This is a genomic window from Agrobacterium sp. CFBP 3001 (genome assembly GCF_027871605.1).
In the GTDB taxonomy this organism is placed as follows: Bacteria; Pseudomonadota; Alphaproteobacteria; order Rhizobiales; family Rhizobiaceae; genus Agrobacterium; species Agrobacterium leguminum.
The window spans coordinates 1-13527 of record NZ_JAQAHD010000042.1 but is presented as its reverse complement, the minus strand read 5'-3'; the positions used below and the strand labels follow the sequence as shown (position 1 = coordinate 13527).

At 58.2% G+C, this 13527-nt stretch carries 9 protein-coding genes and 2 pseudogenes; 3 read left to right on the top strand and 8 right to left on the bottom strand.

Annotated elements, in window-relative coordinates; all coding sequences use genetic code 11:
* Positions 1-396 precede the first annotated feature (396 nt).
* Complete coding sequence (locus PH605_RS24990; protein WP_161988029.1) at positions 397-1182, top strand: 2-keto-4-pentenoate hydratase; 786 nt, start codon at positions 397-399, stop codon at positions 1180-1182.
* A 79-nt stretch (positions 1183-1261) separates the two neighbouring features.
* Here PH605_RS24990 and PH605_RS24985 read toward each other — a convergent pair whose 3' ends face one another.
* Complete coding sequence (locus PH605_RS24985) at positions 1262-2167, bottom strand: LysR family transcriptional regulator (RefSeq protein ID WP_142846655.1); 906 nt, start codon at positions 2165-2167, stop codon at positions 1262-1264.
* A 185-nt stretch (positions 2168-2352) separates the two neighbouring features.
* On the opposite strand from PH605_RS24985, the gene PH605_RS24980 reads away from it, so the two are divergent.
* Positions 2353-3408, top strand: coding sequence for an aldo/keto reductase (locus tag PH605_RS24980; protein ID WP_142846657.1), 1056 nt, complete (start codon positions 2353-2355; stop codon positions 3406-3408).
* Positions 3409-3457: 49 nt separating this feature from the next.
* Here the strand turns inward: PH605_RS24980 and PH605_RS24975 are convergent, their stop codons facing one another.
* From PH605_RS24975 to PH605_RS24960, 4 genes are all read right to left on the bottom strand, one after another.
* Entirely contained in the window at positions 3458-4408 is a 951-nt protein-coding gene (locus tag PH605_RS24975) for a bile acid:sodium symporter family protein (RefSeq protein WP_142846659.1), read from the bottom strand.
* Positions 4409-4648: 240 nt separating this feature from the next.
* Positions 4649-6313 (bottom strand): type IV secretory system conjugative DNA transfer family protein, encoded by a 1665-nt coding sequence (locus tag PH605_RS24970; protein WP_142846661.1) that lies wholly within the window; start codon positions 6311-6313, stop codon positions 4649-4651.
* Positions 6310-6618 carry a mobilization protein gene (locus PH605_RS24965; protein ID WP_113326666.1) on the bottom strand — a complete coding sequence of 103 codons (309 nt, stop codon included), beginning with the start codon at positions 6616-6618 and terminating at the stop codon, positions 6310-6312. The genes PH605_RS24970 and PH605_RS24965 overlap by 4 nt, the downstream gene beginning before the upstream one ends.
* 185 nt (positions 6619-6803) lie before the next feature.
* Entirely contained in the window at positions 6804-7721 is a 918-nt protein-coding gene (locus tag PH605_RS24960; protein WP_142846666.1) for a nucleotidyltransferase and HEPN domain-containing protein, read from the bottom strand.
* Positions 7722-8137: 416 nt separating this feature from the next.
* Here PH605_RS24960 and traA point away from each other — a divergent pair, with 416 nt between their 5' ends.
* The gene (gene traA, locus PH605_RS24955) at positions 8138-11893 is read left to right on the top strand and encodes a Ti-type conjugative transfer relaxase TraA (protein WP_142846663.1); all 3756 of its coding nucleotides are present in this window, start codon (positions 8138-8140) and stop codon (positions 11891-11893) included.
* A 351-nt stretch (positions 11894-12244) separates the two neighbouring features.
* Here the strand turns inward: traA and PH605_RS24950 are convergent, their stop codons facing one another.
* The 3 genes and pseudogenes from PH605_RS24950 to PH605_RS24940 form a co-directional block, all read right to left on the bottom strand.
* Positions 12245-12781, bottom strand: a complete 537-nt coding sequence (locus PH605_RS24950; protein WP_142846664.1) for a hypothetical protein — start codon at positions 12779-12781, stop codon at positions 12245-12247.
* Positions 12782-12973: 192 nt separating this feature from the next.
* Positions 12974-13268, bottom strand: a pseudogene (locus PH605_RS24945) (IS66 family transposase); the annotation flags it as partial.
* Between the two features lie 107 nt (positions 13269-13375).
* A pseudogene (locus PH605_RS24940) lies at positions 13376-13527 on the bottom strand (IS4 family transposase); the annotation flags it as partial.

Here is a 13527-nt window from a genome sequence, read left to right as displayed (position 1 = left end):
CCGAACCCGCCTCCCACCACAGGGGCAGGGCGTCCTCATCCAGCCATTTGCGTAATCTTCCGATCTCTTCGGCAAGCGTCTGCGCGATGCTCGGAAATTGCAATGTCATGCCTCAACTCTCTGTTCTACGTCGTGGTAGGGACGAATACGCTAAGGAAACCCAGAAGCAAACGCTTGAATTTATGTTTTGTGACGCTGTCAACCATAAACACTATAATTTGCTCTCTCATAAAGCCCGCGGCATGCGACGCAGCGTACTGGCTCTACAATGCCCCCCTCGCCCGCACATCCTTAATGTCGGCGATGTTGTCAAACCCGGCATTGATGGCCTTGGCAGTGAACGTCAAATCGTGACAACATTTTGGCGTTCGAGAACAAACGGGGACCATGGACGCAATGGTGGCAATCGAAAAACTGGCGGAAAGCTTCATCACAGCGAGCCGCGAGGGGGCGAAGATTTCTCTGGCGGCGGTGCAGGCGGAGGGTCTCATTCCTGCTACGCTTGGAGAGGCTATGGCGGTCCAGCGGGCTTTTGCTGAAAGCCGGGCCGAACCTGTTGCCGGCTGGAAACTTGCTATCCGCGCGGATGGCGAGGCCATAGGGGCGCCCATGTTCGATTGTGTGCGGGTCGATGAAGCCAATGCCGCTTCTTTTCCCCATGACGGCACCGAAGGCATCGAGGTTGAGATCTGCTTTACGCTTTCGGCGGATATTCCCGCGGCGGCGGCGGGACCGCTGACCAGGGAGGACCTCATAGGATTTATCGACAAGGTCCACCTTGGTGCTGAACTTCTCCGCTACAGGCTGGTGGAGAAAAATCAGGTGCCGTTTCCGCTTTTTCTCGCGGATCGCCTCGCCAACCACGGTTTCGTCATTGGCCCGGAAGTCGATAAGCACATCGTGGATGTCTTTGCCGGAAATGGCGAGAACCTGCCGCAGCTTATCGTTACCGAGGGGTCGGTATCGCTGTTCGATGCCAGGGTAAAACATCCGAATAGTGATCCGCTCGCGCCGCTGGTTGCCTTTGCCAATGCGGCATTCAACACCGGCGAGATGCTCAAGGCGGGCAATGTCGTAACGACGGGCAGCCTTTGCGGCGCGATACCAAGCACACTTGCCGGCGAGACACACATTTCGCTGAAATCGGCTGGCGCCTTCACGCTGTCCAGTCTGAGACCATAGGCGTCCGGTCAGCCGGACGTTCTTTTTTCAGCCGCCTGCCGTCTTCATCCCCGCCGCGACTTGCTATGCAATCGGAAGGTCATTTTACTCGCCCGTGCTCGCCGAGAAAATCGAGCAGGGCCCGGATGCGGGCGGGAAGCGGTCCGCGCTGGCCGACATAAACGGCATGAAACATCTCCGTCTCACCCGTATCGAGGTGATCAAGGACCGATATGAGCCGGCCGGCGGCGATATCCTCCCGCACTGTGAAGGCGGCAAGGCGAACCAGCCCGACACCGGCAAGGGCAAGACAGCGAAGGCCTTCGCCGTCGCTGACCTGCACGCGCCCCGTCGCCGGAATGACGACGGTCTTTCCGGCATCGCGCAACGGCCACCCGTCTACTGACCGGGCATAACCGAATCCGAGCCGATTGTGATCTTCCAGATCGGCGATGGTTTGCGGCACGCCGCAGCGCTCCAGATAATCCGGGGCGGCAGCAATGATCATCCCTGTCTCACCGAGTTTCCGGGCAACGAGAGTTGAGCTCTTGAGCGGCCCGGCGCGCACCGCCACATCCATGCGTTCCGCAAGAAGATCAACCACCATATCCGTCTGGACGATATCGAGCCTGATGCCCGGATGAAGCGCCAGAAACCGTGGCAGGATGGGCGCAAGAATATGCGTTGCATAAGAAGCGCTGGTGTTGATCCGCACGCGGCCGACAGGCTGCTCCCCCTCACCGGCGGCGCGTTCGGCCTCTTCGAGATCGGCGAGGATACGGGTGGCCCTTTCATAGAAGGCGCAGCCCTCGGGCGTGATCTGAAGCTGCCGGGTGGAACGGTTGAGCAGGCGCGCGCCCAGGCGGCCTTCCAGCCGTGCGATGAGCTTGCTCACCGCCGAAGGCGTCATGTTCGCCGCCGCGGCCGCGCGGGAAAAACCGCCGAGTTCGACGACCCGCACGAAGATTTCCATCTCCCCTGCCCTGTTGATCTCCAGTCGCGCCATGATGACTTCATCTCACAAGTGATAGTATTTTCGGCATTCTATTTCATTGAAGAGCGAGCGTCTATCTTCAGACAGCGATTGAAACGCATCGCAATCTTCATCTGCCAGATCATGACGGGATGGACAGAGCGCGGCGCTACCAGAGCCCCGCCCGCGACCATTTCGAAGCAACAAAGGAACGCCCCATGGAATATCGCCATCTCGGCCAATCCGGCCTGAAAGTGCCGGTCTTGAGTTTCGGCACCGGAACTTTCGGCGGCTCCGGCCCACTCTTCAGCAACTGGGGCAATTCAGACGCCAAGGAAGCCCGGCGCCTGATCGATATTTGCCTGGAAGCCGGCGTCAACCTGTTCGATACCGCCGATGTCTATTCCAATGGCGCATCGGAGGAAGTGCTCGGCGAAGCCGTCAAGGGAAGGCGCGACAGCGTTCTGATCTCGACCAAGACCAGCCTGCCGATGGGCGACGGGCCGAACGAGGCGGGCTCGTCCCGCTTCCGGCTGCTGCGCGCGGTGGATGACGCCCTCCGCCGCCTAAAGACCGACTATATCGACATCCTTCAGCTCCATGCCTTCGATGCCTTCACACCGGTTGAGGAGGTGCTGTCGACGCTCGATACGCTCGTCCGCTCCGGCAAGGTGCGATATACCGGCGTCTCGAATTTTTCAGGCTGGCAGATCATGAAATCTCTTGCCGTCGCGGACCGATATGGCTGGCCGCGTTATGTGGTCAACCAGGTCTATTACTCCCTGATCGGCCGGGATTACGAATGGGATCTGATGCCGCTCGGCGCGGATCAGGGTCTTGGCGCAATGGTCTGGAGCCCGCTTGGCTGGGGACGGTTGACTGGAAAAATCCGTCGTGGCACGCCGCTGCCCGAAGGCAGCCGCCTGCATGAGACCGCCAGCTTCGGCCCGCCGGTTAATGATGAACATCTCTACCGCGCAATCGATGCGCTCGACGCTGTCGCGCAAGAAACCGGCAGGACGGTTCCGCAGGTCGCCCTCAACTGGCTGCTCAGACGCCCCACTGTTTCCACGGTCATCATCGGCGCACGCAATGAGGAACAGCTTCGCCAGAACCTCGATGCCGTGGGATGGGAATTGACGTCCGCACAGGTAGCGAAGCTGGACGAGGCAAGCGCGACGACTGCTCCCTATCCGCACTTCCCGTATCAGCGCCAGGAGGGGTTTGCCCGGCTTAATCCACCGGCCGTAACACGCCAGACTATGCCTTTCTAAGGCAGGGTCAGGCCGCCTGAACGACAGGCGGCCTGACAGATGGTGAGCTTCAGGCGGCTTTGTTGGCGGAGCCTGCGTCCACACGGCCGGAAAACCAGTTTGCCAGTATTGCACCGGAAATATTGTGCCAGACACTGAAAATGGCGCTCGGAACCGCAGCGAGAGGCGAGAAATAGGCTGTGGCAAGTGCCGCGCCAAGGCCCGAATTCTGCATGCCGACCTCGATCGCAATGGCCTTGCGCTTGGCAAGCGACAGGCCCGTTGCCTTTGCCGCGAGGTAACCGAGGAGATAGCCAAGCCCGTTATGCAGCACGACGACGGCAAAAATCATCAGCCCGGACTGGGCGATGGACGCCTTGGATCCTCCCACCACCGCCGAAACGATGAGGACGATGCCGATGACGCTCACCAGCGGCAATGCCGGAATGGCGGTCTTGACGAGACCGGGCAGCAGCTTCTGCAGGGCGGCGCCCAAGGCGAGCGGAACCAGAACGACCTTGACGATGCTGAGGAACATGGCCCAGCCGTCAACCGGTAGGAACTGGCTCGCAAACAGCCAGACGAGGAACGGCGTCACCAGCGGCGCGGCAAGCGTGGTGACCGAGGTGCAGGCAACGGACAAGGCGACATCGCCCTTGGAGAGATAGGTCATGACATTGGACGATGTGCCGCCGGGGCAGCAGCCGACCAGAATGACACCCGCCGCGACTTCCGGCGGCATGGGAATAATGCGGGTGAGCAGCACCGCCAGAAGCGGCATGATGAGAAACTGGCCGAGCACGCCGATCGTCACATCGAACGGCCTTTTTACGACCTCCCTGAAGTCATCGACCGAAAGTGTGAGGCCCATCCCGAACATGATGATCGACAGAAGCGTGACGATCCACGGCGCAATCTGCTTGAACGTATCCGGAAAAAAGAAGCCGAGCACGGCGAACAGGATGACCCAGGCGGCAAAGGTCTTGCCTACAAAAGCCGAAACGGCTGCCAGCGTTTTCATGTCTATACTCCCAAGATGATCACGAAGCCCCGTCTAGACTCCTATGGTGCCCTGTCAAGGTCATTACTCCGTTGTTAGGGCGATCGAAAACGATCCATCGGCCGCGATACCACCGTCGCCGCATGGCTGCAATTTGGACGAAGGCTCATCTATCCGCTTCTCGTTGCTCCGAAGATATCCAAGGGCCTGCGATACAAGGTCCGATGCAGATGCCGGACTGCCTTTTCGTCACGCTTCCCGTTAGACCGGGTCGAACATACCCCTGAACTCCGGATCGGAAAAATAGACAAGCTTTTCAGCAAAAACCGGTCGTTGCCCGGCCAGGAACAGCAGCTGTCCTTTTGCGGGCATATTGCGCACCTCATCAGGGGTGAGCAGCGGCCGGCCGGTATGCTGTTGGCTATAGGAAATTCCGGTCTTATCGGAATCGAGCGCTCTCGCCATCGTCTGGAACACGACCGTTTCCTGTCCGAGCAAATCAGAGATGAGGCGGGCGCTGTCATAATCGTTGACGCCGAAGACCTGCAGCACGCCGGCGTTTGACAGGAAAGTTCCGGCGCGATGACCATATGTGGCACGCAGCTGATGGATGTCCTGAAGGATGGGCCAAAGCTGGACACCGTAACCCGCCATTAGACCCATCGCACGTTCGACAGGGGCCAGATGCCCAAGGGATGCGAACTCATCGAGCAGATAAAGCACCGGTGCCGCCGGCTTTGCCGGATCGCGGGCCATTTCGATCAGGCTTTGTGAGACAAGCAGGCGCAGCCAGCGCGAATAGGTCGAGAGGCGGTCAGGGGGAAGGACGAGAAACACCGTCATGTTGTTGCGCTTCAGATCCGCAAACCGGAAATCAGAGCGGCTGAGCACGGCCGTCATGCGCGGTGAATCAAGAAAATGCGTATGGCGTTGGGCGGCCGACAGCACGCCTGCGGCTTCGCGGTCGGATTTTCCGAGGTGGCGGTTTGCGGCGCGCGCAACAAGACCGCCCGCAGCATCGCTGTCCTGCATCCGCTTGAGCAGCGCTGCAAACTGTTCAGGAGCAAGGGTGAGATAGTCGCGAAGTGTCGCAAGATGCCGGCGTCGCAAAGGTTCCGCCGCAACAATCTTGAGCAACAATCCGGCAATCAGTGCTTTTGCCTCCTCGTTCCAATGCGCCTCTCCCGCCATTCCCGGTTCATCGAACACGAGAGCGTCGGCAAGGGTGCTGGCGTCGTCCGCGACATCGAGGCTGTGGGGATCAAGCAGGGCCAGGGGATTGAAGGCTGACGAGCGTCTGCCGGTGACCCCGAAAGGATCGAGCACATGGACCGGCCCGAATTTCTGGCGGGCACGGCCAGTGATCCTCGCATTTTCGCCTTTTGGATCGACGCAGATCACGGAACGGTCGGCAGTCAGCAGGTTCGGGATGATCGTGCCTACGCCCTTGCCAGTACGCGTCGGCGCCATGGTGAGGAGATGGGCCGGGCCATCATAGCGTAAAGGCTTACCCGATTTGACATCACGACCGATCAACAGGCCGGAAGCAGATAAGGTAAGAGCAGCTATCTCCTTGTCTGTCGCAAAGCGGGCGGAGCCATGGGTCTCATCGTCACTGTCCCCGAAATGCAAAATCAGTGGAGCGGTAATGAACCAGAAGGTGATAACGGCAAGCGCCAGCAGGGTTAAGACACCTGGGATGATGTAGACAGGCGAGCCGTGACCGAAACCCATTTGATCGAGGAAATGACGGCCACCCATGCCGATCACAAACGTGACGATGATAAGGATGAAGAGAAATCCGGCGAGCTGTTTCCAGATCCGGAAGGGCATGGCAAGCAAAGCCAGAAATGCCCAAATCGGATCCTGCGCGGCAGCGCGCATCATGTTCTTGAATGCGGCCCAAGCAAGTCCTATTCGGGTCATAGAGCACCCTGCCCGCTGTCGCCACCCTCTCCCTTGTCCGTCAGTCCTTGTCCGATCAGGTCGGCAAACAGCGCCTTGTCATTGTCGCGTGTCAGAAAGCCCGGCAGTTCGCGACGCAGCCATTCACCGAGTTGTTTGCTGAACTCCTGATCATCCGAGGTTTCGAGGTAACGCAGAACGAGTGAGCCGATCAGGACCTTGCGGCGCATATCGTTGTTGCGCTCGGTTTTCGAAAGACGGGCCTTGAGCGCGGACCGTTGGGCATCCAGTTCAGCCAGGCGCTGTTCGATGGTTTTCCTTGCCACGATTGTTCCTTTCGATTGCGGTCGCACCGGAACTGCCGTTGTTGACCACGGCTTTGCTCCTGGAAGACAGACCTGTTTCTATAAGGAGATCGACATTGCGATTGTGAGAGTCTGTTGGACCCTGTGGTTCATGACGCCGCGGTGGCTGCTGCCTGAGCTCAGGATTATTCTGTCACCGGTAAGGCTCAGTCGGCGGCTTGTCCCGCGGCCTGTTTGAGCTTTTCGATGTGCTCACGGCAGAGCGTCTCAACCAGCTTGTGAAGTTCCGCCGTCCGCTCCTGAAGCCATGTGAGCGCCTCTTCGGAAACCTCGAAACGCTTCGAATAGCGTGCCTTGACGTAGGCCTCATTCAGGATGTTGTACCAAGTGGTAAATCGCTGACGGTCGCGCGGCCAGATGTCAATCAGACGGTGGTCACGACCTTCGGAAAGTCCACGCAGGAATTTGAGATTGTGCGACGCGGGCGAATAGTTTGTCAGTGTCAGGAGGTAGCAATTGTAGGCAGTCTCTACTGCCTGATGCAGTTGGAAGGCAGCAATGTTGGTATTGTTATCCTGCAGGGCATGGCCAGCCAACTTGATGAAAGTTTGTGCATCAGGAAAATGCCTGCGGAAATGCTCCTCGGCCACCCTGAGTGCATCGGAAGGGCTGAGCGGTTTCGCTTCTGCCAGCGGCCTGTCGTCGAATTCATAAAGAACAACGCCTTCGCGGGCGAGGTCGACGAAGAAGTACTGGCCATCATGCAAAAAATTGCTGATCTCGCGCGCGCCATGCACGATGAGGCCAACAGGTGTCTCGATCTCCTTGTCCCACATCAGCCGGTCGGTTGCCTTGTCCCAGTATTTCGGGTCGGCCAATTCCTTGTTGCTGACAATGACGAGAATATCGAAATCCGATCGATAGCCTTTCGACGTATGCGGCTCATCGACCCATGTGCCGCGGGCGTATGAACCGAACAGGATGATTTTATAAATCCGCCCGTCCTTCTTGGCGTCAGACTTCGAGCGCTCCACCAGATCAGCAAACTCTTCCTGAATAATTCCGACAACGCGCGCGAGCTCGCGTTGCTTTCGTTCCGGCAAATGTTCAAGGCTGGTCTTCATGTCTGCTCCGTTTCTGGACGGTATCTTGTATGGGCCATTGTAAACTTCTTTAAAACTCCGATTTTTGGTAGCTGCCAATCGAATGCCTGTCTTATGGGACTATCCACCGCGCGTTGCCTGCGCGCGCTCCTGTTTGTCGCGCCGCGCCTGCAATATCTCCTTCCACTCGTCCGGCCTCCTTTGGCGCCTATCCCTCCTCCGTCGTGCGATCAGCCTGCGCCCATCGCCCTCCCCGAATTGATGCGTTTGTGTCCCTATTCAAACACGAGCAATGACTGGTTGGCGACTACTACTTTTAGTAGTCGAAATGCCTATTCGATGTTGCTAGCGTCGCCACCGGTAAACAGACAAGGGCGCACTTACGACTTGCAGCGGAAATCAGCGTTGATTTCCGCCTTGAGAACCGGAGATTTCGGTTGGCGATTTATCATCTCAGCACCAAGCCTGTCTCGCGCTCATCCGGCCGAAGTGCTGTGGCATCTGCCGCCTACCGTTGCGCGGTTCTCCTCACCAATCAGCGCGACGGCCTCGTGCATGACTTCACCCGCAAAGAGGGAGTGGAGCATAAAGAGATCGTGCTGCCGGAAGGTCTTTCTGCCGATTGGGCCCTGGATCGTTCGGCTTTGTGGAACGCTGCCGAGTTTGCAGAAAAGCGCAAGGATGCCCGCGTTGCCCGCGAATTCGAAATCGCGCTTCCGCGTGAGCTTTCGCCAGAGGGGCGACTGAAGGCTGCGCGCGCCTTCGCGCAGGATCTGGCAAACCGCTATGGCGCGGCTGTGGATTTTGCCATCCATTCGCCAGGTGAGCATGGTGATATCAGGAACTACCATGCGCATGTGCTGATGACGACGCGGCAGGTTGGTAGAGCCGGCCTTGGCGAGAAGACCCGTCTTGAGCACAAGAACGCACGGCTGTTGGCAAACGGTATGGCGACAACCGACATGCAGATTCAAGCTATCAGGCAGTCATGGGAAGGCATCGCCATTCGTCAGCTTCAACGCGAAGGTCTGGATGTCCGCATCGATCATCGCTCCCTTGCTCAGCGCGGCCTCGAGTTGTCGCCGACCGGGCATATGGGCGTGCATGCCTCGCAGATGGAACGGCGAGGGATAGCAGTCGAGCGCGGCCGGCTGGATGACAAGGCAGCACGGCGAAATGCCGAACTGATCCGCCAAAAACCGGAACAGGTTTTGTTGCTGATCAGCAATGAAAAGAGCGTGTTCGATCGACACGATATCGCCAGGACCCTGCATCGCTATATTAACGATGACGCCCAAACGTTCCGAAACGCTTTTGCGGCTGTTATGGCATCACCAGCGCTCGTCGAGCTTCAGGCTGAGCGCATCGATCCTGAAACAGGTGACGTTTCCAATGCGCGCTATTCGACGCGGGAGATGATCGATCTGGAACTCGCGATGGCGCGGTCGGCGAAGCGGTTGCATCAGGCGCATTGCCATCGGGTCGATCCCCGCCATGTCGAGCGTGCAATGGAAAGGCAGGATCGCTCAATCCGGAAAAGCTCTGGCGGAATGGTGGCTGCGAGCGATCCTTCATCAGGATTGTCGGACGAACAGCGTCATGCGATCAAACATGTTACGGCCCCTGAAGGCATCGCCGCTGTGGTCGGGTTCGCTGGTGCGGGAAAGTCCACCATGCTTGCAGCCGCCCGTGAGGCGTGGGAGGCTCAAGGTTATCAGGTCCATGGTGCGGCGCTTGCCGGAAAGGCAGCCGAGGGTCTTGAGGAAAGTTCCGGAATTCAAAGCCGCACCCTGGCGTCATGGACTTACAGCTGGAACCACGGCCGGGGCATGATCGGCAGCAGCGACGTGTTCGTCATCGACGAGGCCGGCATGGTAGGAAGCCGGCAGCTTGCCCGGTTCATCGGCGAGGCTGAAGAGCGCGGTGCAAAGATCGTTCTTGTCGGCGACCACGAGCAGCTCCAGGCAATCGGCGCGGGTGCACCCTTCAGGGCGATTGCCGAGCAGATTGGCCATGTCGAACTTTCCGACATTCGCCGCCAGCGCCATGATTGGCAGAGACAGGCATCGGTTGCCTTTGCGACCCATAAGACGGCCGAGGGCCTCGCCGCCTACCGGGATCACGGCGACATTCACTTTGCGGAAAGCCGCGACGCGGCAATGGCAAAGATCGTGCGTGATTATGTTGCCGACAGTGAGAAGCGTGCCGATGGCACCCGGGTTGCCATGGCGCATCGCCGTGCCGATGTGCGCGCCCTCAATGCCGCCATCCGTTCCGAACTTCAAAGCAGACAAAGGCTGAAGCGCAGCCCCGGGCTGAGCGCCGGCCCGGACCGTGGGGATGGTGAGGACCGTGGGAAAAGTGAGGACGGTGGAGAACTCACGTTCCAGACCAATAACGGCAAACGCGCCTTCGCCGCCGGTGACCGGATCATATTCCTCGAAAACAACCGCGACCTCCGCGTGAAAAACGGCATGCTTGGCACGGTCGAGCATGTCGAAAAGGGCAAGATCATCGCCCGGCTCGATGGTCGAAGCGGCGATAGCGTCAGCATTCCCACGGACAGCTACCAGGCGATTGACCACGGCTATGCGGCGACCATCCATAAAAACCAGGGCGCGACGGTCGATCGCGCCTTTGTGCTGGCATCCAGCACCATGGATCGGCATCTGACCTATGTCGCCATGACCAGGCACCGCGACAGCGTGCAGCTCTATGCCGACATAAAGGAGTTCACTAATGCGGGCCGGCTGGTTGATCACGGCGTTGCGCCCTACGAGCATAATCGCCAGGCGCGAGAAAGCTATTTTGTGACGCTGGAGAATGACAAGGGCGAGCGGCACACGGTGTGGGGCGTTGATCTCAAACGGGCCATGCGAGATGCATCGGCAAAGATCGGAGACAGGATCGGACTACAGCATGAAGGAGCCACGCCTGTCAGGCTTCCGGACGGTACGCAGGCCGAGCGCAATGCATGGCGTGTCGTCAAGGGTGATGAACTCGCCTACCAGCAGTTAGAAAACCGCCTGTCGCGTTCCGGCGCGAAGGAAACGACGCTGGACTATGTCAGGGACTTTGCCGAGCGGCGGGGTATCGCGGAGAAGCTCGGGCTCAGAAGCGAGATTGAACTTGCTTCCGCCCGTGATGAGCGTCAAGAGCTCTTGTCCCGCGCGGCCCATCCGGTGCGGGAGCAGCAGGACCGGCCATCAGAGCGTCAGCGGGTTTACGAGGAACGTGCCGGCGATCTGGTCGGCCCTGTTCGCCGCGAAGATCGTCGCAATGAGTTTGCCCGGAAAATTGATGGCAATCGGCAGGGCGACCGGACGGAAGACAATAAAGGATATCGCCGCATCCGGTGGTCCGATCTCATGTCGCAAGACGGCGCCGCCCCTGCCCCCACAGAAGCTGCCGGCCAGCAATCGTTGCTGGAAACCGGTAAGCAAGCTCCGCTGGTACTAGCAATCACCCGTTACGAAAGCAGCATCGAAGAGGTGGCGCAGATGAGGGCAATGTCCGTCATCGATCAGCAATTCGATACAGTGGAATCTCTCGTGCGACACGTATTCCGTGATCCGGTCGAGGTCGCCGCGAGACTGCGCACCGCGATGACTGAGAAGGAAGGCAACGGCAATATCATGGCGAAGGCCATGGCAGAGCAGCCAGAACGCTTCGGGGAGCTACGTGGCAAGTCGGGGATGTTCGGAAACAACAAGGAGCGGAAAGAGGCGCTGCAATATGCCAGGTCTCTCTCTGCCCATATCGGCTATGTCTCCGAAGCATGGGAGCGCCGGCTTAGCGAAGAACGCGCGAGCGAACAATGGCAACGCGAAAAGCGTGACGTGATCGAGGTGCCCGGCCTCACGCCCCGCGGTGCCGAAATCCTTGCGAAGATGGAGAAGATGCCGGTCGAGAGGCGAAGCAAGTTCATCAAAGAGCTGCGATCGTTACCTGAGGGCCGAGCCGCGCTCGATGAGGCAAAGCTGGTGGCCGAAGCGCTCACCCAGCGGTTCGGAAGCTCCGATCCTCGCAGGATTGCCGAAGAGCTTGCAGCACGCCCGGAGTTCGCAAGGCAGGCCGAGCAGATCCAGACAATCGCCCGCATGGTGCATCGAACACGCCATGCAGAACTCAGCCATGACCATACGATGAAACAGCAACTCAACCGGTCTCGCGGGCTTGGATTGAGCCGATAGTAGGGGCACGGAACGATCGCTGACTTGTCGGGTTTACGGCGTAGAACCTATGGCCTACCTGCGCGATATTCTGAACGTCGACATCTCCGATCTGCTGCCTTTCGACCTTCACAAAGCCGCAGCGGCCTGATCGGCGGCCAATTTGAACCCAGCGACGCAATATTCAGTCTTTTGAGAAACCCTAGCCGCTTGAAACCGAGTTGATGCTAGTCGTTACTTCTTGTTCCGCCAAACCAACCCTAATTGCATAACCAAGCAAACACCCCTAAACCAAGTTAATAATTGGGCGAAAAGTCCCGACGAACTTCTCATATACTTCAGAAACTTCTTCGCTTTCTGAATTTACGTCTGCTAACTCGGGCCTGCAGCAATTTTCAGAGCGGAAATAACTGCACCATACCCGAGAACGCTTAGAGATAGAAAGCACATAAACCTTACAAAATCAGGAGCTTTATGTCCGCAATATCGAAATACTGCGAGCAAGACGAAGCCCAGCAGGATAACAGCTCCAGCGTAAGACATTAAAACGATTGCCACACGGTTATCCTCCAACAGCCAGGCAATCGCACCAACCGCGACGAGCTTTCCATACGGCGCCACCGCAGGCAGGATGTCACTAGCGTAACCCTCCGCACGTCGTTCATCGAATCGAGAATCGAGGACACCGATCGATGACTGAAAGCTATTATATGCGAGTGTCAGTAGCACGAAACTGATCCCCACATGCGAGAGAAACAGACCGTACCAATATCCCTGTTGCGAAAATGCATAATCAGCGGCCGAGGCCGCGAAAAGCAAAAGCACGAACGTTCCGCAACCAGATGCGAACCTCTGCCAAATATCGAGGATTACACGCCGCTTGCTATAGAACCATGAAACAAAAATCATTTTGTGCCCCCGAGCAAAATAAGCTGGGCGGTATGCCACTGAGACGTTGCTTTATCGTTGGAAATAAATCGATATTTTTATGTAAAAGCGAGCCGAAGCGCCTAATTTCGAGATTCCAAGGTAAGCGCGTATTTCCCTGCGCGTTGACGCGGCCGCTATGAGCGGCGATCTGCTTTTGCCGATGGGCCTTGATCAGGCAGGTGCGATTTTTGCGAAGTTGAATGGCAGGAGGTCGCTGATGTCGGCGCCGCCGGGACGACGCGGCAGTTCGGGGAAGATGTGTCGCAACCAGGCGCGACAGGTCAGCATAAGGCTGTAAATCACGGCGCTTGCCTTCTCCGTCGACAGTGTCGCAAAATAGCCAGCTCTTCCTTCCAGTGGCAAAAACTCTGATATCGCGTTCCAATAAATTGTTGTCGATCGACATCCTGCCGTCTTCAGCGTAGCGGGTCAGATATTGCCACTGATTTCGCGTATAGGATATCGCACAAGACTACAACAAGTTCCGGCCACATAGCGCCATCGGCAACAAGGTGCCGATTCGCTTATGAACGGCTCATCGGCACCCCCGCCCAAATTCCACTACTGTCCGGTTTAAATTTGCGGCCATTGGAAGGCCATCTGGTTTTGGTTTGTGGGTTTGTCTGGTGGCGGGTCGAGAAGCCGATCGGTGCGTCGCCGGTGCATGAGGTTTGCGCGTACCAGCCTGGCGAAGGCGAGTGGGCTTGGCACGGTCTTCTGGTCAG

Bases quoted from the DNA above. Each gene is read 5' to 3' on its own strand.
- PH605_RS24975 (WP_142846659.1), bottom strand. From the start codon at position 4,408: ATGAAAACGCTGGCAGCCGTTTCGGCTTTTGTAGGCAAGACCTTTGCC.
- PH605_RS24970 (WP_142846661.1), bottom strand. From the start codon at position 6,313: ATGACCCGAATAGGACTTGCTTGGGCCGCATTCAAGAACATGATGCGC.
- PH605_RS24985 (WP_142846655.1), bottom strand. From the start codon at position 2,167: ATGGCGCGACTGGAGATCAACAGGGCAGGGGAGATGGAAATCTTCGTG.
- PH605_RS24960 (WP_142846666.1), bottom strand. From the start codon at position 7,721: ATGAAGACCAGCCTTGAACATTTGCCGGAACGAAAGCAACGCGAGCTC.
- PH605_RS24990 (WP_161988029.1), top strand. From the start codon at position 397: ATGGTGGCAATCGAAAAACTGGCGGAAAGCTTCATCACAGCGAGCCGC.
- PH605_RS24980 (WP_142846657.1), top strand. From the start codon at position 2,353: ATGGAATATCGCCATCTCGGCCAATCCGGCCTGAAAGTGCCGGTCTTG.
- PH605_RS24950 (WP_142846664.1), bottom strand. From the start codon at position 12,781: ATGATTTTTGTTTCATGGTTCTATAGCAAGCGGCGTGTAATCCTCGAT.